Origin of the sequence: Marinobacter denitrificans, assembly GCF_008795955.1 — a bacterium.
GTDB classification, from domain to species: Bacteria; Pseudomonadota; Gammaproteobacteria; order Pseudomonadales; family Oleiphilaceae; genus Marinobacter; species Marinobacter denitrificans.
The window spans coordinates 123,704-141,434 of sequence record NZ_VMHN01000003.1 but is presented as its reverse complement, the minus strand read 5'-3'; the positions used below and the strand labels follow the sequence as shown (position 1 = coordinate 141,434).

The 17,731-nt window shown below is 58.5% G+C and carries 16 protein-coding genes and 2 tRNA genes; 13 read left to right on the top strand and 5 right to left on the bottom strand.

What is annotated here, in order from left to right; genetic code table 11:
* The first annotated feature begins 137 nt into the window (after positions 1-137).
* From FO268_RS12780 to FO268_RS12735, 10 genes are all read left to right on the top strand, one after another.
* Complete coding sequence (locus FO268_RS12780; RefSeq protein WP_150993611.1) at positions 138-1,898, top strand: tetratricopeptide repeat protein; 1,761 nt, start codon at positions 138-140, stop codon at positions 1,896-1,898.
* Positions 1,895-2,533: a lipoprotein insertase outer membrane protein LolB gene (gene lolB / locus FO268_RS12775; protein ID WP_150993609.1), complete on the top strand. Its 639-nt coding sequence runs from the start codon at positions 1,895-1,897 to the stop codon at positions 2,531-2,533. Before FO268_RS12780 ends, lolB begins: the two co-directional genes overlap by 4 nt.
* A complete protein-coding gene (ispE, locus tag FO268_RS12770) occupies positions 2,530-3,387 on the top strand; it encodes a 4-(cytidine 5'-diphospho)-2-C-methyl-D-erythritol kinase (protein ID WP_150993607.1) in 858 nt (285 codons plus the stop codon). Before lolB ends, ispE begins: the two co-directional genes overlap by 4 nt.
* Before the next feature lie 19 nt (positions 3,388-3,406).
* Positions 3,407-3,481: transfer RNA gene (locus tag FO268_RS12765), tRNA-Gln, on the top strand.
* Between the two features lie 52 nt (positions 3,482-3,533).
* Entirely contained in the window at positions 3,534-4,484 is a 951-nt protein-coding gene (locus FO268_RS12760; RefSeq protein ID WP_150993605.1) for a ribose-phosphate diphosphokinase, read from the top strand.
* A 156-nt stretch (positions 4,485-4,640) separates the two neighbouring features.
* The gene (locus FO268_RS12755) at positions 4,641-5,294 is read left to right on the top strand and encodes a 50S ribosomal protein L25/general stress protein Ctc (protein ID WP_150993603.1); all 654 of its coding nucleotides are present in this window, start codon (positions 4,641-4,643) and stop codon (positions 5,292-5,294) included.
* 30 nt (positions 5,295-5,324) lie between these two features.
* Positions 5,325-5,912 carry an aminoacyl-tRNA hydrolase gene (gene pth / locus FO268_RS12750; protein ID WP_150993601.1) on the top strand — a complete coding sequence of 196 codons (588 nt, stop codon included), beginning with the start codon at positions 5,325-5,327 and terminating at the stop codon, positions 5,910-5,912.
* 37 nt (positions 5,913-5,949) lie between these two features.
* Positions 5,950-7,041 carry a redox-regulated ATPase YchF gene (gene ychF, locus FO268_RS12745; RefSeq protein ID WP_150993599.1) on the top strand — a complete coding sequence of 364 codons (1,092 nt, stop codon included), beginning with the start codon at positions 5,950-5,952 and terminating at the stop codon, positions 7,039-7,041.
* Positions 7,042-7,130: 89 nt separating this feature from the next.
* Positions 7,131-7,207: transfer RNA gene (locus tag FO268_RS12740), tRNA-Met, on the top strand.
* A 227-nt stretch (positions 7,208-7,434) separates the two neighbouring features.
* A complete protein-coding gene (locus FO268_RS12735) occupies positions 7,435-8,265 on the top strand; it encodes a PA14 domain-containing protein (RefSeq protein WP_150993597.1) in 831 nt (276 codons plus the stop codon).
* Positions 8,266-8,279: 14 nt separating this feature from the next.
* Here FO268_RS12735 and FO268_RS12730 read toward each other — a convergent pair whose 3' ends face one another.
* From FO268_RS12730 to FO268_RS12710, 5 genes are read right to left on the bottom strand one after another with little or no spacing between them, the layout of a single operon-like run.
* Complete coding sequence (locus FO268_RS12730) at positions 8,280-9,284, bottom strand: oligopeptide/dipeptide ABC transporter ATP-binding protein (RefSeq protein WP_150993595.1); 1,005 nt, start codon at positions 9,282-9,284, stop codon at positions 8,280-8,282.
* A complete protein-coding gene (locus FO268_RS12725) occupies positions 9,281-10,249 on the bottom strand; it encodes an oligopeptide/dipeptide ABC transporter ATP-binding protein (protein WP_150993593.1) in 969 nt (322 codons plus the stop codon). Before FO268_RS12725 ends, FO268_RS12730 begins: the two co-directional genes overlap by 4 nt.
* Before the next feature lie 18 nt (positions 10,250-10,267).
* Positions 10,268-11,200 (bottom strand): oligopeptide ABC transporter permease OppC, encoded by a 933-nt coding sequence (gene oppC, locus FO268_RS12720; protein ID WP_191966955.1) that lies wholly within the window; start codon positions 11,198-11,200, stop codon positions 10,268-10,270.
* Complete coding sequence (gene oppB, locus FO268_RS12715; protein ID WP_150993591.1) at positions 11,200-12,120, bottom strand: oligopeptide ABC transporter permease OppB; 921 nt, start codon at positions 12,118-12,120, stop codon at positions 11,200-11,202. The genes oppC and oppB overlap by 1 nt, the downstream gene beginning before the upstream one ends.
* 8 nt (positions 12,121-12,128) lie before the next feature.
* Positions 12,129-13,871, bottom strand: a complete 1,743-nt coding sequence (locus tag FO268_RS12710; protein ID WP_150993589.1) for a peptide ABC transporter substrate-binding protein — start codon at positions 13,869-13,871, stop codon at positions 12,129-12,131.
* Positions 13,872-14,021: 150 nt separating this feature from the next.
* On the opposite strand from FO268_RS12710, the gene FO268_RS12705 reads away from it, so the two are divergent.
* The 3 genes from FO268_RS12705 to FO268_RS12695 all read left to right on the top strand — a co-directional run bounded on the left by FO268_RS12705 (position 14,022) and on the right by FO268_RS12695 (position 17,696).
* The gene (locus FO268_RS12705) at positions 14,022-15,299 is read left to right on the top strand and encodes an O-acetylhomoserine aminocarboxypropyltransferase/cysteine synthase family protein (protein ID WP_150993586.1); all 1,278 of its coding nucleotides are present in this window, start codon (positions 14,022-14,024) and stop codon (positions 15,297-15,299) included.
* A gap of 121 nt (positions 15,300-15,420) precedes the next feature.
* On the top strand, positions 15,421-16,467 hold the full coding sequence (lipA, locus tag FO268_RS12700) for a lipoyl synthase (protein WP_150993584.1): 1,047 nt from the start codon (positions 15,421-15,423) through the stop codon (positions 16,465-16,467).
* Positions 16,468-16,475: 8 nt separating this feature from the next.
* The gene (locus FO268_RS12695) at positions 16,476-17,696 is read left to right on the top strand and encodes a methyl-accepting chemotaxis protein (RefSeq protein WP_150993582.1); all 1,221 of its coding nucleotides are present in this window, start codon (positions 16,476-16,478) and stop codon (positions 17,694-17,696) included.
* The last annotated feature ends 35 nt before the right edge of the window (positions 17,697-17,731 follow it).

Genomic DNA, 17,731 nt, shown 5'->3' with positions numbered 1-17,731 from the left:
GATATCGGGAACTGCTGACAGGTTGGGCAATATCAGGCGCTTGTGCCATCATAGAACCTCTTTCGCTACATCTGAGGCTGCCGCCAGAGTCGCTCCCGGCCGTTCAGGTGCACTGTACACAGATTATGGGATGTTGCATGCAAAAGTCCGCGTTACTGCTTGTTACCTGCCTGTACGGGCTTTCCCTGTCCGGCTGCGCTTTCCTCCAGGGTGATCAGGAGCAGCAATCCGACACATCGTCGGAAAATACCGAAAACAGTGAGCCCTCGGCGGAAAAGAATCAGGAACCTGAAATCCGCTACGCCGACTTCGAGCCGGAAGTCCTCTACCTGCTCCTGTCGGGCGAAATAGCAGCCCAGCGCGGACGTTTTGACGTCACGCTTGTCAACTACATGAAAGCGGCCCAGCAATCCCGTGACAAGGCCGTGATCGAAAGAACCATGCGCATTGCCCAATCCCTCAATGCCGACAATGCCCAGCGTAAACTGGCCGCCCTATGGCTGGAAGTGGCACCGGATAACATGCAGGCGCACCGGGTGCTGGCAATACAGGCGGTGAAGAACAACGACCTTGAAACCGCCATCGGCCACATGGAACGCATCATGGATCTTGGTGGCGATGCAGACTTTGACAGCCTCGCCGCTATGGCCGGCAACCTGCCCCCGGAGCAGCAACAGGAGCTGCTCCAGCTCTACCGGCAGATGGAGGAACGACACCCGGGCAACCCCGAACTCCAGTACAGCATCGCTCTGCTACTCAAGGTTACCGGCGACCCCGAGCAAGCCCTGGAAAAACTGGCACCACTGCTTGACGAGGAGCCCGACTTCCAGCCTGCCCTGGTCCTGAAAGGAGACCTGCTGTACCAGGTGGGCGAGCGTCGCCAGGCGCTGAATCACCTGCTGCGTCACACCCGGCGCTTTCCCGACAACCGCCAGATGGGCACGCTTTATGGCCGCATGCTGATTGGCGAAGGCGAGTTGCAGGCAGCCCAGGACGAATTCAGCAGGCTGGTGAAGCGCTTCCCTAACGTTCCCGGCCTACGCCTTTCCCACGCCCTGGTGGCGCTTGAGAACGGCCAGAGCGCCCTCGCCGAAGAAGAGCTGACCCGCTTGATAGAACAGGGCCACCATACCGACGAAGCCCACTATTACCTGGGCAGGATTGCTGACGAAGAAAACAATACCGAGCAGGCTATCGGCTTCTACCAGAACGTCGAGAGAGGCAATTACTACTTCCCCGCCCTGGCCCGGGCCAGCGAACTCATGGCGGAACAGGGCCAGCTCGACGAGGCACTGGCCGAAATACAGGAACTGAGGAACAACAACCCGGAGCAGGAAGAGAACTTCCACCTGCTGGAAATCAACCTGCTACTGGACAGGGAACAGAATGAGCTGGCACTGGAGGCCGCCAACCAAGCCCTGGAAGACTATCCGGCCAATATTCGCATCCGTTATGCCCGGGCCATGCTACTGGACTCCATGGACCAGCCGGAGCAGGCAGAGTCAGACCTGAGACTGATCATCGAAGAACAGCCACAGAACGCGGTTGCCCTCAATGCCCTGGGCTACATCATTACCACTCGTTCGGATCGCTACGCGGAAGCCAGGGATTATATTGAGCGGGCTCTGGAAATCGACCCGGAAAACCCGGCCATTCTCGACAGCATGGGCTGGGTCCTCTATCAGCAGGGCGAAACCGAAATGGCCCTTGATTACCTTTCCCGTGCCTGGGAAGCCTACGCTGACCCGGAGGTTGCCGCCCACTTCGGCGAAGTACTCTGGCAGACCGGCGAAGAGGAACAGGCCCGCATCATCTGGGAGGAAGGCTTCGAGCAGGACCCGGACCACCCGATACTGATCGAAACCGTTGAAAGACTGACCGGAGAGCAATCCCCGTGAGATTTACCGCTATTGCTGTGACGCTCGCCGCACTGTTTCTGGGCGGCTGTACTTCGCTTCAGGTCGACCCGCTTCCCGAAGGCCTGACCGAACAGCCCCCGGCAGACTGGAGCTCCACCAGCGCTCGCCGCGATCAGTTCCGGCACTGGGAATTGACAGGCAAGCTGGCTGTCCGCCAACCCTCGGACAGTGGTACCGCTGTCATCAACTACTGGAAACAGGACCAGGAGGCGTACGAGCTGGCACTGTCCTCCTCCTTCCTCGGCATGGGCCGCACCACCCTTGAAGGCGTGCCTGGTTTTATCGAGCTCACACTGCCGGACGGCGAGCGTTACCAGTCCAGCGATCCGGAAGCACTGGTCAACGCTGCCACCGGCTGGCAACTTCCCATAGACAGCCTGGCCTGGTGGATACGGGGCCTGCCCGGCCCTGAAGGTGATTTCCGGTTATTCTTCGATGATCAGGACCGGCTGGCTGTAATCCGCCAACTGGGCTGGGAAATCCGCTACGACCGCTGGAAAGCCTTCCTCGACGATTACCCGCCATTGCCGGCACGCATCACCGCCGTAAAGGGCGAAAAGCGCGTGCGGGTGGTGGTGACCAGCTGGGAGCAGGCGGACGGAGACAACCGGTGACCAGCCTGACGCTGCCTTCACCGGCAAAGCTGAACCTGTTCCTGCATATTCTTGGTCGCCGCCCCGATGGCTACCACGAATTGCAAACCCTGTTTCAGTTCCTGGATTATGGTGACACCATCACCCTGACACCCCGCAGCGACAACAGGATCGTGCTGGAGCAATCCGTGCCCGGCGTGCCCGACGAAGAAAATCTCATTGTCCGAGCAGCCCGACAACTGGCCGCAACGGCCAATAAACCAGTTGCCGGCGTCAGCATCGCCATCCACAAGAAACTGCCCATGGGTGGCGGCCTGGGGGGCGGAAGTTCCAATGCCGCCACCACCCTGCTGGGACTGAACATCCTGTGGGGCCTCGACCGCTCTCTCAACCAACTGGCGGAGCTTGGCCTCGCCCTGGGTGCCGATGTACCTGTATTCATTCACGGCCACTCAGCGTGGGGAGAAGGCGTAGGAGAGCGTCTTACCAATGCCACCCCTCCGGAAGACTGGTTTGTGGTTATAAAACCACCTTGCGATATAAGTACTAAAGAGATTTTTTCCGAGCAAGGGTTGACAAGGGATACCCCCGGAATCAAAATAGCGCCCGCTTTTGAGGGAGACGCCTCGAGGTACCGAAACGACTGTGAGGATGTAGTTCGAAGACTGTATCCTGAGGTTCATCAAAGCCTGGAGTGGCTTGCACAATTCGGACCTGCAAGATTAACCGGAACCGGGGCTTGCATATTTGGACGTTTCCCGACAGAATCCGCAGCCCGGATTATCTGGGAAAGCAAACCCTCCGGCATCACGGGGTTCGTAGCTCAAGGGGTGAACATTTCACCACTTCACAAAAAGCTGACAGAGCTGAAATGATGCCAAAAAAGCACGATACTGGGGTGTCGCCAAGTGGTAAGGCAACGGGTTTTGATCCCGTCATGCGCAGGTTCGAATCCTGCCACCCCAGCCACCTTTCTCCCGCTTCTTCTGAATCAAACGCCGATACCGAGAAGGATGCCGTCGTGTCCAAACTGATGATTTTTACCGGCAACGCCAATCCAGAGCTTGCCAAGGCCATCGCCCAGAAACTTCATATCCCGATGGGCCAGGCCACCGTTGGAACGTTCAGCGACGGTGAAACCACTGTCGAGATCAACGAAAACGTTCGCGGGCATGATGTCTTTATCATCCAGCCCACCTGCAACCCCACCAACGACAACCTGATGGAACTGATTGTGATGGCTGACGCCCTGCGTCGCGCCTCCGCTACCCGGGTTACCGCGGTTATCCCCTATTACGGCTATGCCCGTCAGGACCGCCGCGTTCGTTCCACCCGCGTTGCCATCAGCGCGAAAGTGGTTGCAGACATGATCTCCAGCATCGGCGTAGACCGGGTTCTGACGCTCGACCTGCACGCCGACCAGATTCAGGGTTTCTTCGACATTCCGGTGGATAACATCTACGCCACCCCGGTGATGCTCGAGGATATCGAGAAGCAGCGTTTTGAAAACTTTGTTGTGGTATCTCCTGACGTGGGTGGCGTTGTTCGGGCCCGCGCCGTGGCCAAGCGCCTGGACGATGCCGATCTGGCCATCATCGACAAGCGTCGCCCGAAAGCAAACGTATCGCAGGTCATGCACATCATTGGTGATGTGAAAGACAAGACCTGTATTCTGGTGGACGACATCATCGATACCGCCGGCACGCTCTGCAAAGCGGCCAATGCTCTGAAAGAGCACGGGGCCTCCAAAGTGGTCGCCTATATCACGCACCCTGTCCTGTCAGGGCCGGCTGTCGACAACCTGAACGCCTCCGAGCTGGACGAACTGGTAGTCTGTGACACCATTCCTCTGGGTGACAAAGCGCGCAATTGTGATAAGATCCGCATCCTCAGTATGGCTGGGCTGCTTGCGGAATCCATTCGTCGCGTCAGCAACGAAGAGTCCATCAGCGCGATGTTCGAGAACGCCTGATCAGCTAACAGCCTGATTTACAGAGAAGAATCCGGACCGGGAGCCCAGTGGGCTCCCGGTCTGTTTAGTCCGCCGGAAAAGCTTCCGGCATTTCGCAAATGTCACCTGTTCAGGACCTGGTCGCGGGCCGCTCGGGTGAAAATTGAGGTTATAACCATGTCTCAGGAATTTCTTATCGAAGCATTTCCTCGTGGCGATCAGGGGAGAGGTGCGAGCCGCCGCCTGCGTCGTGAGGAGCGTAAAATTCCGGCCATCATCTATGGCGGGAAGAAAGAAGCCACTCCGATTTCCATCTGGCACAACGAGCTGAAAAAGGCTCTGGAAAACGAAGCCTTCTTCTCTCACGTTCTGACCATCGAACTGGACGGCAAGAAAGAAAGCGTGATCCTGAAGGATCTGCAGCGTCACCCGTACAAGCCGCTGCTGACCCACGCCGACTTCCTGCGCGTTGACAAGGATCACGAGATCCACGTTAACGTACCGCTGCACTTCCTGAACGAAGATACTGCACCGGCCATCAAACTCCAGGGCGGCGTTGCTCACCACCAGATCAACGAAGTGGAAGTCATCTGTCTGCCACAGAATCTGCCAGAGTTCATTGAAGTTGATATGAGCGAAGTGGAAATGGATCAGGTTATTCACCTGAGCGACCTGAAGCTGTCCAAAGGCGTTCGTATCGCTGCTCTGTTGCAGGGCGAAGATCACGACCTGCCCGTTGTGGCAATCCACAAGCCTCGCGCTGCCAAGACCGACGATAGCGGTGAAGGCGAAGACGGCGAAGCAGGTGAAGAAGGCGAAGACAAGGAGTAATCGCTCCTGTACGGATGAGGGCAACGGTCAATGGCACAGGATATCCTCATGGTGGTGGGGCTGGGTAATCCCGGCCCCGACTATGCGAATACCCGCCACAATGCCGGCGCCCTTTTCGTCGAAGCTCTGGCCCGTGAAGCGGGCCAGACGCTCCGCCCCGAAAAGAAATACCACGGGCTCTACACCCGCATCCAGTTGCAGGGTCTTGACCTGCACTTGCTGAACCCCTCCACCTATATGAACCGCAGTGGCCTGTCCATCAAAGCACTGGCGGACTTTTTCAAGATTCAGCCCGAACAGATCCTGGTTGCCCACGACGAGCTCGACCTGCCCCCCGGCACCGCAAAGCTCAAGAAAGGCGGCGGCCACGGCGGACACAACGGCCTGCGGGACACCATCGCCCACCTGGGCACCAACGATTTCCAGCGACTTCGCATCGGCATTGGCCATCCCGGCGACAGCCGCCAGGTCACCGGTTACGTACTCGGCCGCCTGGGCAAGCGGGAAACCGAAGAACTCAACGCCGTGATCGACGAGATCATCCGCGTGCTGCCGGACGCCGCCAGCGGCAAACTTCCCGCTGCGATGAATCGCTTGCACAGCTTCAAACCGGTATAATCCAGCCAAATTTTTCAAGCACCAGCAGAGGCATTCCATGGGATTTAACTGCGGCATCGTAGGCCTGCCGAACGTCGGCAAATCCACCCTGTTCAACGCGCTGACCAAATCCGGCATTGGCGCCGAAAACTTTCCCTTCTGCACCATCGAGCCCAATGCTGGCGTGGTTGCCATGCCTGACCCCCGCCTGAACAAACTGGCCGAGATCGTGAAGCCGGAAAAAGTGGTCGCGACGACCATGGAGTTTGTGGACATAGCAGGCCTGGTAGAGGGCGCCTCAAAGGGCGAGGGCCTGGGTAACCAGTTTCTGGCCAACATCCGCCAGACCGATGCCATCGCCCACGTAGTACGCTGCTTCGAAGACGGTAACGTTATTCACGTGGCCAACAAGATCGACCCGGCCTCGGACATCGATGTCATCAATACCGAACTGGCCCTGGCCGACCTGGAAACCGTCGAGAAAGCCATCAAACGGGTCCAGCGGGTTGCGAAAAGCGGCGACAAGGAAGCCAAAGCGCAACTCGAGCTGTTCGAAAAGCTGATGCCAGTGCTGAACGAAGGCAAGCCGGTGCGCAGCATGAACCTGGACAAGGATCAGATGTTATTGATCCGCGAGCTGTGCCTGCTGACCGTGAAGCCCACCATGTACATCGCCAACGTCAGCGAAGACGGCTTTGAAAACAACCCTCACCTGGATACGGTGCGAAAAATTGCCGAATCCGAAAACGCGGTGGTGGTCCCCATCTGCAACAAGATGGAAGCAGAAATCTCCGAACTGGAAGACGATGAAAAGTCCATGTTCCTGGAAGAAATGGGCATGGAAGAGCCGGGGCTGGATCGCGTTATCCGTGGCGGCTACGGCCTGCTGAACCTGCAGACCTACTTCACCGCCGGGGTGAAGGAAGTCCGTGCCTGGACCGTTCGTGTCGGCGCCACTGCCCCACAGGCGGCCGGCGTGATCCACACCGACTTCGAGCGTGGCTTCATCCGCGCTGAAGTGGTGAGCTACGAGGACTTTGTGAAGTACAACGGCGAAGCCGGTGCCAAGGATGCCGGCAAGTGGCGCCTGGAAGGCAAGGAGTACATCGTTCAGGACGGCGACGTCATCCACTTCCGGTTCAACGTGTAATTTTCTGAAAAAGCGGGCCCCAAGCCTTGACAGCAGGGGCCCAAATACTGAAAATACGCGCCTCGTTTGGGCTTGTCCCGCAACGAAATGGCAAGGTAGCTCAGTTGGTTAGAGCACGGCACTCATAATGCCGGGGTCGGCGGTTCGACTCCGCCCCTTGCTACCAGTATTACGAAAGGGTCCTCGCGAAAGCGTGGGCCCTTTTTTAATACATGCCCGTTTAATACATGCCCGGTTACAAACTGAACAATTCTTAATTAAACACTCCGCAGCAACAGGTCTACCCTACTCCCGGTTTTTAAAGCCAGGACGGCATACTCCATACTTTCCATCCGCATAGAGGTTCGCTCAGGAATAGCGCTTCCTGCTTAAAAAAATTAGAAGAGGCTCACGATGACTCTCAGAAGACTGACCTGCATTGCAGGCTCCCTTTTACTCGCCAGTATCGCAACCACCCTACCCGCCGCCACTACATCCACCACCGAAACCGATCCCACCCCCGGTTTTTTCGGCGAGTACTATAAAGGCACCAACTTCAATCACCTGGTTCACTCCCGCGTGGACTCGGATATCAATTTCAACTGGAGCTCCGGCAACCCCATGAAAGGTGTGCCGCAGGATAGCTTCAGCGTGCGCTGGAGCGGGCTGTTCACGGCCCCCCATAGAAAAGGGACGCGGCAATATCGGTTCACCACCAATACCGACGACGGTGTTAAGCTGTATATCGGTAACCAGGCCGTTATCAACCAATGGAAGCGCCAGGGCAAACAGCACCATAGTCACAACATTTCACTCAAGGCCGGGCAGCGCTTGCCGTTGATCATGGAGTATCGAGAAAACAAAGGCAGTGCTTTTGCATACCTGACCATTACCGACCTTGCCAATGGGGGTGACATCCCCACCTCGAAGACCGTGATCACTCCCGATTCCAAACCTGTCGCCAGTACGGAACCCAAGGCAAACAAAACCATAAGCCTGTCGTGGACCGCCCCGCTGACCCGAATGGACGGTACATCGATAGCCCTCAGTGAAATTGATCATTACAGAATCCTGTATGGCAACAGCGCAAAAGAGCTGGGCAAAGTCCATAAAGTGGATAGCGACCAGAGTTCCTACACGTTTCAGGATCTGCCCAAGGGACACTGGCACTTCGCAATCACCGTGGTGGACCAGAATGGCCGGGAAAGCGCCCACTCGCCCCTTGTATCCAAATCACTGGAGTAGTTCAGGCGGCCTTCTCACTCCGGAGCCCGCTCCGCGTAATGACATGCCACCCAATGACCTGCCCCGGTCTTGTCTTCCAGTACCGGCACTTCCCTGCTGCAATACTCCGTTGCCAGCGGGCAGCGCGTTCGGAAAACACAGCCACTGGGCGGGTCCATGGGGGATGGCAGATCACCTTCCACTTCCGCCGGAAGCTTCGCCCGCTCCCTCTCCGGGTCGGGAATCGGCACGGCGGCCATCAGGGCCTGGGTGTAGGGATGTTGAGGGCTGGCGAACAGTTCAGCCCGCGTGGCGTTTTCGGCCACGTTGCCCAGGTACAGCACCATCACACGGTCGCTGATGTGCTTTACCACGCTCAGGTCATGGGCGATGAAGATCAGTGACAGGCCCATGTCGCGCTGCAGATTTTTCAGCAGGTTGATTACCTGGGCCTGTACCGACACATCCAGGGCGGAGACGGGTTCGTCGCAGATGATCAGTTTCGGTTCCAGAATCAGCGCCCGGGCAATGCCTACCCGCTGGCACTGGCCGCCGGAAAATTCATGGGGGTAGCGGTTCTTCTGGTGGGGGTGCAGGCCGACACGCTCCATGATGGCGTCCACTTTCTCCCGCAACTCGGTGCCCTTGATGTCCGGGTAATGAGTACGCAGGGGTTCGGCAATGATGTCGCCAACGGTCATGCGGGGTGACAGGGAAGCAAGCGGGTCCTGGAAGACCATCTGCAGGCGCCGGCGGCGTTTGCGCAGCTGTTTCAGGTTCAGGCCTCGCAGATCCTCCCCCAGCCAGACCACCTTCCCCGCCTGACTGGGCACCATGCCCATTATGGCCCTTGCCAGGGTGGACTTGCCGCAGCCGGACTCCCCCACGATACCCAGGGTTTGCCCTTCGCTCAGGGTGAAGCTGACACTGTTCACTGCCCGCAATTTCTGCGGGCGGGTCCAGGGCCAGGCATTACGGGGCATGATGTCGAAGGTTACCTGCAGGTTTTCCACCGCCAGCAGGGGCTGCTGGTCGTTCATCGAATGGCCTCCCGTGGCAGGTTGCATACCCTTATCCGGTCCGGCTCAAAATGCTGCGGTGGGTCCAGTTCGTGGTAACACCGGGGCTCGGCCACCGGGCACCGGCTGAAGAAAGGACAACCGGGCGGCAGGTTCATCAGGTTGGGCGGATTGCCGGGAATGGTCACCAGTTCGTGAATCTGCTCGTCGATACGCGGAATCGCGCCCATCAGCCCTTTGGTATAGGGGTGGGCAGGATCGCGGAACAGGTCCCGGGTGGCGGCATATTCCATCATCTGGCCGCCATACATCACCAGGGTCTGGTCACAGCTTCCCGCCACCACGCCCAGATCGTGGGTGATCAGGATAATGGCGGTGTTGAATTCCTGCTGCAGCTCCTTCAGCAGGCCCATCACCTGCGCCTGTACGGTCACATCCAGGGCGGTGGTAGGCTCATCCGCAATCAGCAACTGCGGCCTGCACAGCAGGGACATGGCGATCATCACTCGCTGGCGCATGCCACCAGAGAATTCGTGGGGATAGCGGTGAATACGGTCGCGGGCCTCGGGAATGCGCACCGCATCCAGCATCTGCAGGGACTCCTGCAGCGCCTGTTTACGGCTGATGCCCTTGTGTTGCACCAGTACCTCGGTAAGCTGGTCGCTGACTTTCATGAAGGGGTTCAGGGAGGTCATCGGGTCCTGAAAGATCATACCGATACGGGCCGCGCGAATCCTGTTCAGGCGTTTTTCGGGCAGGTTGAGCAGCTGCTCGCCTTCAAACACCACCTCGCCACTCACCCTGGCGTTGTCCGGCAGCAGGCCCATCAGGGCAAAAACGCCCTGGCTTTTGCCGGCGCCGGACTCTCCCACAATCCCCAGGGTCTGCCCGGATTCCAGGTGATAACTGAGCCCCCGCACCGCCTGCAGGGTGCCGTCCGGCGTGTCGAAATCCACGTTCAGGTTGTTGACTTCCAGCATTGCCATAGAACAGTTCCTGCCGGGTCAGCGGTCTTTGGGGTCGAGGGCATCCCGCAGCCCGTCGCCGAGGAAATTGAAACAGAACAGAGTGAGCACCAGCATCAACATGGGAAAGATCAGCGTCCAGGGAGCCGTCCACATGGCATCTGCCCCCTCGGAAATCAGCGCGCCCCAGGAGGTATAAGGTTCCGACACCCCCAGCCCGAGGAACGAGATAAAGGACTCGAAAAGGATCATTTCCGGCACCAGCAGGGTGGCATAGACAATCACCACCCCCAGCACATTGGGTACGATGTGGCGGAGAACAATCAGGATGGGGTGCACACCCACGGCCATGGCCGCCTCGATGTACTCCTTGCGCTTGAGGCTGAGAGTCTGGCCGCGGACGATACGGGCCATGTTCAGCCAGCTCACGGCACCGATGGCGATGAAGATCAGCAGCACATTCCGCCCGAATACCGCCATCAGCACAATCACCAGGAACATGAACGGGAAGGCACTGAGCACTTCCAGGGTGCGCATCATGATGGCGTCGGTACGCCCGCCTACGTAGCCCGAGATGGCTCCGTACAGTGTGCCGATAATCACCGCCGTCAGTGCCCCGAGCACACCCACCATCAAGGATATCCGGCTGCCCTGCACGGTACGCTGGTACAGGTCGCGACCGATGGGGTCCAGGCCGAAATAGTGCTGGCTGGCCAGGCTCGGCACACCGTCTTCATCCAGGTTCGGCAGGCTGGCCCAGTCGATGGACTCGTTATCCCATGGCGACAGGTGCTGGCCAAAAGCGGCGAATATCAGCAGCAGGGCCAGCACCACCAGGCTTGCTACGGCGGCCCGGTGCTGCATGAACCGCCGGCGGGCATCGCGCCACAGGCTGCGGCCTTCGGTGTAGGCGTCGTCTGTCAGGGTATCCGCCAGCTCGCCCATGCCGGCGTGTTTGTCGGAGAAGAGCATCAGTAACGCACCCTTGGGTCCAGCCAGGTGTAGAGAATATCCACCACGGCGTTAAACATAATGGTGAGTATGCCCACCAGAATGGTGATGCCGAGAATCAGCGAATAATCGCGGTTGATGGCGCCGTTGACGAAGTGCTGGCCGATGCCGCCAGTGGAGAACACCTGATCAATAATCACCGAGCCGGTAATGATGCCCACAAAGGCCGGGCCGAGGTAGGACACCACCGGGATCAGTGCCGGCTTGAGCGCATGGCGCAGCACAATCTTGTACCGGGGTATACCCTTGGCCCGGGCAGTGCGTATAAACGGGCTGCGCAGGGTTTCGATCATACTGCTGCGGGTGATCCGCGCCACCTGGGCGATGTACGAGGTGGCCATGGCGATGATGGGCATCACGATGTATTCCACCTGTCCGCCTTCCCACCCGCCAGCAGGCAGCCAGCGCAGGGTGACGGCAAACAGCAGCACCAGCAGCGGCGCCATGACGAAATTGGGAAAGACCACCCCGGTCATGGCGGCAGTCATCACGGTGGAATCCGGCCATCGGTTCTGTTTCAGTGCGGCGAGAACACCCAGCCCCACCCCGAACACCATCACGAACAGGAAAGACCATGCGCCGATGTAGGCGGACCGGGGAAAGCTGGACTCGATCAGCTCGTTGACGGTGAAGTCCTTGTAGCGGAATGAGGGGCCCAGATCGCCCTGGGCCACGTTGCCAACGTAGATGAAATACTGCTGCCACAGGGGTTTATCCAGGTTGTATTTGGCCTCGATGTTTTCCATCACCGCTTCCGGCACATTACGTTCATTGGTAAACGGCCCACCCGGCGCTGCGTGCATCAGCACGAACGAGACTGTGATCAACGCCAGCACGGTGGGTACCGCAACCAGCAAACGCCGGATTATGAAACTGAACATGGCTGTCCTCAGTCCGCAGTGATGTACATGTCCTTGCTGTAAATGATGTTTCGGGCATTATTCTCCGGGTAGCCCTTCAGCATAGGGCTTACCAGGGCCACCGTGGTATTGAAATACACCGGCGCCACCGGGAACTCCTGCCACAGGATTTCTTCCGCCCGGACGTAATAGGGATTGGGGTCCTTGCTGGAACGGGCCTCCAGCAGCAGCTGATCGTATTCGGGATTACTCCAGCCGCCGTCATTATTACCGCTGTCACTGGTCAATAATGTCAGGAAGGTGGAAGCTTCATTGTAGTCACCTTTCCAGCCATGGCGGGCCATACCGAAGTTGCCGGCCTGTTTTTGCGATAGGAACGTCTTCCACTCCAGGTTGCTGATGGTGACGCTTGCCCCCAGTTTTTCCTTCCACATCTGGCTGATCACAATGGCCAGTGCCTTGTGGCTTTCATCCGTGTTGTAAAGCAGCTCGAACTCCAAAGGATTGTCGTCGGTGTAACCGGCCTTCCTGAGCTCCTGGCGTGCCGCCTCGTCCCGCTCCGGCTGGCTCCAGGTTGCATACTCCGGCTGCCGGAAATCAAAGCCACTGACGTAGGGCGGCGTCAGGCTGAAAGCCGGCATCTGTTCGCCACGGGTGATATAGCTGACGACAATGTTCCGGTCGATGGCGTAGGTCAGGGCCCGGCGAACACGCACATCATCAAACGGCGGCCGATTGACGTTAAACGTATACATATAAGTGGCGATGCTGGGAGCCATCACCAGCTCAGCAGGCCGCTCCTTCTTCAGCCGGGCCATCTGGGATACCGGCACCGTGGATGTCATATGGAGCTCACCACTGGCATAACGCTGGAGCTCTGCAGAAGCGGACTCAATGGGCACATACACCACGCGGTCGATAATGGTCTGATCATCCTCGCGGTAAAAGGGATTGCGGGCCGCTACCAGTTTCTCGCCCAGATGCCAGGTATGCAGCAGGTAGGCACCGTTGGAGACCATGTTTCCCGGCCTGGTCCAGTCCGCGCCATGGGCTTCGATTGCCTGCCTGGGGGCGGGAAACATGGTGTAGTGGACGGTCATGTCTGGCAGGTAGGTGATCGGCTGATCCAGCGACACTTCGAGAGTGAAATCGTCGAGGGCACGCACACCCAGTGTTTCCGATGGTTTCTCCCCGGCGATGATCTCACCGGCATTGGCCACCCCGGCGGATTCGATGTAATAGGCGTAATTGGACCCCACCTTCGGGTCCACCGCCCGGCGCCAGCCGTATACGAAGTCGTGGGCGGTGACGCCTGTGCCATCACTCCAGCGGCCGTCTTCGCGCAGGTGAAAGGTCCATGTCAGGTTGTTATCTGAGGAAACCCAGGACTTTGCCAGCGCAGGTTCGGTATCTCCATCGGGGCCGCTGCGGGTCAGTCCCTCGAACAGATCGACCACAATGGCGCCCCCAACGGTATCCTCTACCAGTTGGGGGTCCAGCGACGCTGGCTCACTGGCATTCCCCCGGACAAGCACCTGCTTGCGGGCCAGTCTCTCGCCGCTTTCCGGGTGCTCCTGAAACCGCGCTTCAGGTGCACGGATATCAGCAGCAGCCAGAGCTTCGTCACCGGCTTTTTTCTCGCCTTCTTCACTGCAGGCCGCCAGCGCCAGCGTTACCAGCAAAACCACTACGCCCTGAACCGAGTGCCGTATGCCACTCCCCGACGGCCCGCGCCTCTGAACGATTTTTCTTTGCTGGTTGATAAGGGTCATATCTGACCGAAGCTAGCGCGAAATCAAGGAAGTAACAAGCTGACACGGCGAAGATGAAACTCTGCTCACACTGTGTTGCCTGTGGCATACTCTTCAGGAGATGTTCTGCCTCAACACCAGTACCCACCAAAACAAAAGGGATGCACTATCATGAAACCGGAAACTCTCGCACTCCACGCGGGCTTTAACGGCGACCCGACCACGAACGCCGCCACCACCCCCATCTACCAGACCACCTCCTACACCTTCGACGATACCCAGCATGGTGCCGACCTCTTCGACCTGAAGGTGCAGGGCAATATCTATACCCGCATCATGAACCCTACTAACGCGGTACTGGAAGAGCGCATGGCGCAGCTGGAAGGTGGCGTGGGTGCGCTGGCAGTGGCATCGGGCATGGCCGCTATCCTTTATGCGCTGCAGACCATCTGCAAGGTGGGCAATAACATCGTCAGCACCGGCCAGCTTTATGGCGGCACCTACAACCTGTTTGCCCACTCGCTGCCGAACCAGGGCATCGAGTGCCGCATGGTGCGGCACGATGACTTTGACGCGGTGGACAAGGCCATTGACGACAACACCCGCGCCCTGTTCTGCGAATCCATTGGTAATCCGGCCGGCAACGTGGTGGATATCCAGCGCTGGGCGGAAATTGCCCACAAGCACGGTATTCCGCTGATCGTCGACAACACCGTGGCAACACCGTTCCTGTGCCGCCCTATCGAGCATGGGGCTGATATCGTGGTTCACTCACTGACCAAATACATCGGTGGCCACGGCACAACAGTTGCCGGTGTGGTGGTGGATTCCGGAAAATTCGACTGGGCCGCCAACAAGTCGAAGTTCCCGATGCTCAACGAACCGGACCCCTCCTACCATGGCGTGGTTTATACCGAAGCTCTGGGCGCAGCTGCCTTCATTGGCCGCTGCCGGGTGGTTCCGCTGCGTAACACCGGCGCTGCCCTCGCCCCGTTCAATGCTTTCCTGATCATGCAGGGCCTGGAAACCCTTGGCCTGCGCATGGAGCGCCACTGCGAGAACGCGGAAAAAGTGGCCAACTACCTGCAGGAGCACCCGGCCGTCGAGTGGGTGAACTACGCCACCCTGGCAGACAGCCCCTACAAGGCTACCTGCGACAAGATCTGTGGCGGCCGAGCTTCTGGCATTCTCAGCTTCGGCATCACCGGCGGGAAAGAAAATGGCGCAAAGTTTATTGATGCCCTGCAACTGATCTATCGTCTGGTAAACATTGGTGACGCCAAATCCCTGGCCTGCCATCCGGCCACAACCACACACCGGCAGCTGAACCCGGAAGAGCTGGCAAGCGCCGGCGTGAGCGAAGATCTCGTGCGGTTGTCTATCGGCATTGAGCACGTGGACGACATCATTGCCGATATCAGTCAGGCACTGGACAAAGCCACAGCCTGAATCAGAATCCGGGTACGACCAAGGTCGTGCCCGGAATCCCCGTGATTGTCCGTATCTGTCTTGTATCCTCCGCTGGTGCAGATTACCCTTTAAGGTCAACCAAGAAGAGAGTCCCGTAGTAATGAGCGACAGCGCCAAACCCCGTGTCACCAGTGGTTCCAAGTTCCGCAATGAGCATGGTTTTTCCGCCATCAAGGACGGAATCAAGCGCTCGGGCTCTGGCATTATTGATACCGGGACTCAGCGTAAACCCTCCTGGCTCCGGGCCCGCATGCCCGGTGGCGAGCGTTATGAATCGGTTCGCAAGAATGTGAGCGAACACCGCCTTAGCACGGTGTGCCAGGAATCCCACTGCCCCAATATCGGTGAGTGCTGGACCAACGGGACCGCCACCATCATGGTGATGGGGTCTGTCTGCACCCGGGCCTGCCGCTTCTGCGCCGTCGACACCGGCAACCCCAAGGGCTGGCTGGACCACGAAGAGCCCGAGAATACCGCCAAATCGGTAGAACTCATGGGTCTGCGATACATCGTGCTCACCTCTGTGGACCGGGATGACCTGGAAGACGGTGGCGCGGCCCATTACGCAGCCTGCGTATCCGCCATCAAGCAACGCACACCACACGTAGCCGTTGAAGCCCTGACGCCGGATTTCGACGCGGTGATGGAACACGTGGAAAAGGTTGTTGACTCCGGCCTGGACGTGTTCGCCCAGAACGTGGAAACCGTGAAACGCCTGACCACCCGCGTGCGGGACCCCCGGGCCGGCTATGAAAAAACCCTCAGCGTGCTGGCCCATGCCAAGAAGTACCGCCCCGACGTACTCACCAAAACCAGCCTGATGCTGGGCCTTGGTGAAACCGAGGAAGAAATACTGCAAACCATGGATGACCTGCGGGCCATCGATGTCGACATACTGACCCTCGGCCAGTATCTGCGCCCGACCCAGAATCACCTGCCGGTAGAGAAATACGTTACCCCGGATGACTTCAACCGCTACCGGGAAATCGGCCTGGAGAAAGGCTTCATGGAAGTGCCATCGGGTCCTATGGTGCGCTCCAGCTATCGTGCCGACCGTGTATTCGAGAAGAACAACCTTGGCCTTGCCGTGCCGGAAGTCCCCGCTTCATCGAAAGCACATCAGATCCCCGTAAAAGCTGTTGACTGAGACCTTACATGTTACAACTGCTCAGGAATGCCCGGCTTAAGTACAAGTTCTGGCTGCTCAATATTGTTGTGTTTGTGGTTCTCTGCCTGTTGGTGCTCTACGCCATGAACACCATTGCCGAGCTAACGGGCCAGCCCTTTCCCGCCGTTTTCAGCGAAACCGCCGGAGGCTTTGCCCTGGTCGTCGCCGTGCTGATGGTACTTGAAATGGCCGGCTCGCAACTGCTGATCTCCTTTATTGAACGGCACGTTTACCGCCTGAAAAAAACCATGGTGTCGGTTCAGGCTTCCGGCAATCTTAGTGAGCGGGCCCATATAGACTCCACGGACGAAATCGGCGAAATGGCCCTGGCCTTCAACGCCATGCAGGACCGCACCATGGGCGTGGTCAAAAGCATGAAACAGGCAATCGACCACCTTCACAGTGAGGTGCGGGAGCTGACAACCGCGGCAGAAGCCCGCAGAGGTGACCTGAGCCGCCAGCAGTCCGGCGCCGACCGCAGCTCAGAGGTCGTCGAAACCATGCTCCAGAGCTTTACCGGCATCGCTGAACAGGCCGGTATCGCCAAGACCCTCTCCCACGAAGCCAGAAATACCGCCATTGAGGGCAGCGAGCGGGTCAGCCGCAGTGCGGACTCTATCCGACACCTGGCAACCGCCATCCAGACCTCCGCAAACAGCGTGCAGGCCCTGGCGGAGAACAGTCACGAAATCAGCCACGCCGTGGCCGAGATAAAAGGCATTGCCGAACAGACCAACCTGCTGGCACTGAACGCCGCCATTGAAGCGGCCCGCGCCGGAGAACAGGGCCGGGGTTTCGCCGTCGTAGCCGACGAAGTACGCAACCTGGCGCAACGGGTTCAGGATTCCACCGACCAGATTCAGGGCACCATCGACCGCCTGCTTACCGCCATGGATGCAGCCGTCACCCAGATGACCGGCAGCTCAGAGGATGCTTCCCGTTGTGTGGAAGAGTCAGAACAAGCACGAAAATCACTGGATGCCATCAATTCGGTTGTTGGTCGCATCGACGAGACCAATCAGGAGATTGCCAATGTCTCCGCTGACCAGACGGCTTCTACCGACCAGGTGCTGGCCAATGTTCAGAGCATTCGCGACACCACTGAAAGCATGGTCACCCAGCTCACCGAAAGCGCCGATATGAGTAAGCGCCTGAAACAACTGATCGATTCTCTGGAAGAAGCCTCAAACAGGGTCACCGTCGACTGACAGTTTGTGGCACACTCTGCACTCGTTTCCATTGT

Excerpts from the sequence above, each read along its gene's own strand:
- FO268_RS12730 (WP_150993595.1), bottom strand. The coding sequence starts at position 9,284 with ATGAACGACCAGCAGCCCCTGCTGGCGGTGGAAAACCTGCAGGTAACC.
- FO268_RS12780 (WP_150993611.1), top strand. The coding sequence starts at position 138 with ATGCAAAAGTCCGCGTTACTGCTTGTTACCTGCCTGTACGGGCTTTCC.
- FO268_RS12710 (WP_150993589.1), bottom strand. The coding sequence starts at position 13,871 with ATGACCCTTATCAACCAGCAAAGAAAAATCGTTCAGAGGCGCGGGCCG.
- FO268_RS12735 (WP_150993597.1), top strand. The coding sequence starts at position 7,435 with ATGACTCTCAGAAGACTGACCTGCATTGCAGGCTCCCTTTTACTCGCC.
- oppC (WP_191966955.1), bottom strand. The coding sequence starts at position 11,200 with ATGCTCTTCTCCGACAAACACGCCGGCATGGGCGAGCTGGCGGATACC.
- FO268_RS12695 (WP_150993582.1), top strand. The coding sequence starts at position 16,476 with ATGTTACAACTGCTCAGGAATGCCCGGCTTAAGTACAAGTTCTGGCTG.
- ychF (WP_150993599.1), top strand. The coding sequence starts at position 5,950 with ATGGGATTTAACTGCGGCATCGTAGGCCTGCCGAACGTCGGCAAATCC.
- FO268_RS12725 (WP_150993593.1), bottom strand. The coding sequence starts at position 10,249 with ATGGCAATGCTGGAAGTCAACAACCTGAACGTGGATTTCGACACGCCG.
- pth (WP_150993601.1), top strand. The coding sequence starts at position 5,325 with ATGGCACAGGATATCCTCATGGTGGTGGGGCTGGGTAATCCCGGCCCC.
- oppB (WP_150993591.1), bottom strand. The coding sequence starts at position 12,120 with ATGTTCAGTTTCATAATCCGGCGTTTGCTGGTTGCGGTACCCACCGTG.
- FO268_RS12705 (WP_150993586.1), top strand. The coding sequence starts at position 14,022 with ATGAAACCGGAAACTCTCGCACTCCACGCGGGCTTTAACGGCGACCCG.
- lipA (WP_150993584.1), top strand. The coding sequence starts at position 15,421 with ATGAGCGACAGCGCCAAACCCCGTGTCACCAGTGGTTCCAAGTTCCGC.
- FO268_RS12755 (WP_150993603.1), top strand. The coding sequence starts at position 4,641 with ATGTCTCAGGAATTTCTTATCGAAGCATTTCCTCGTGGCGATCAGGGG.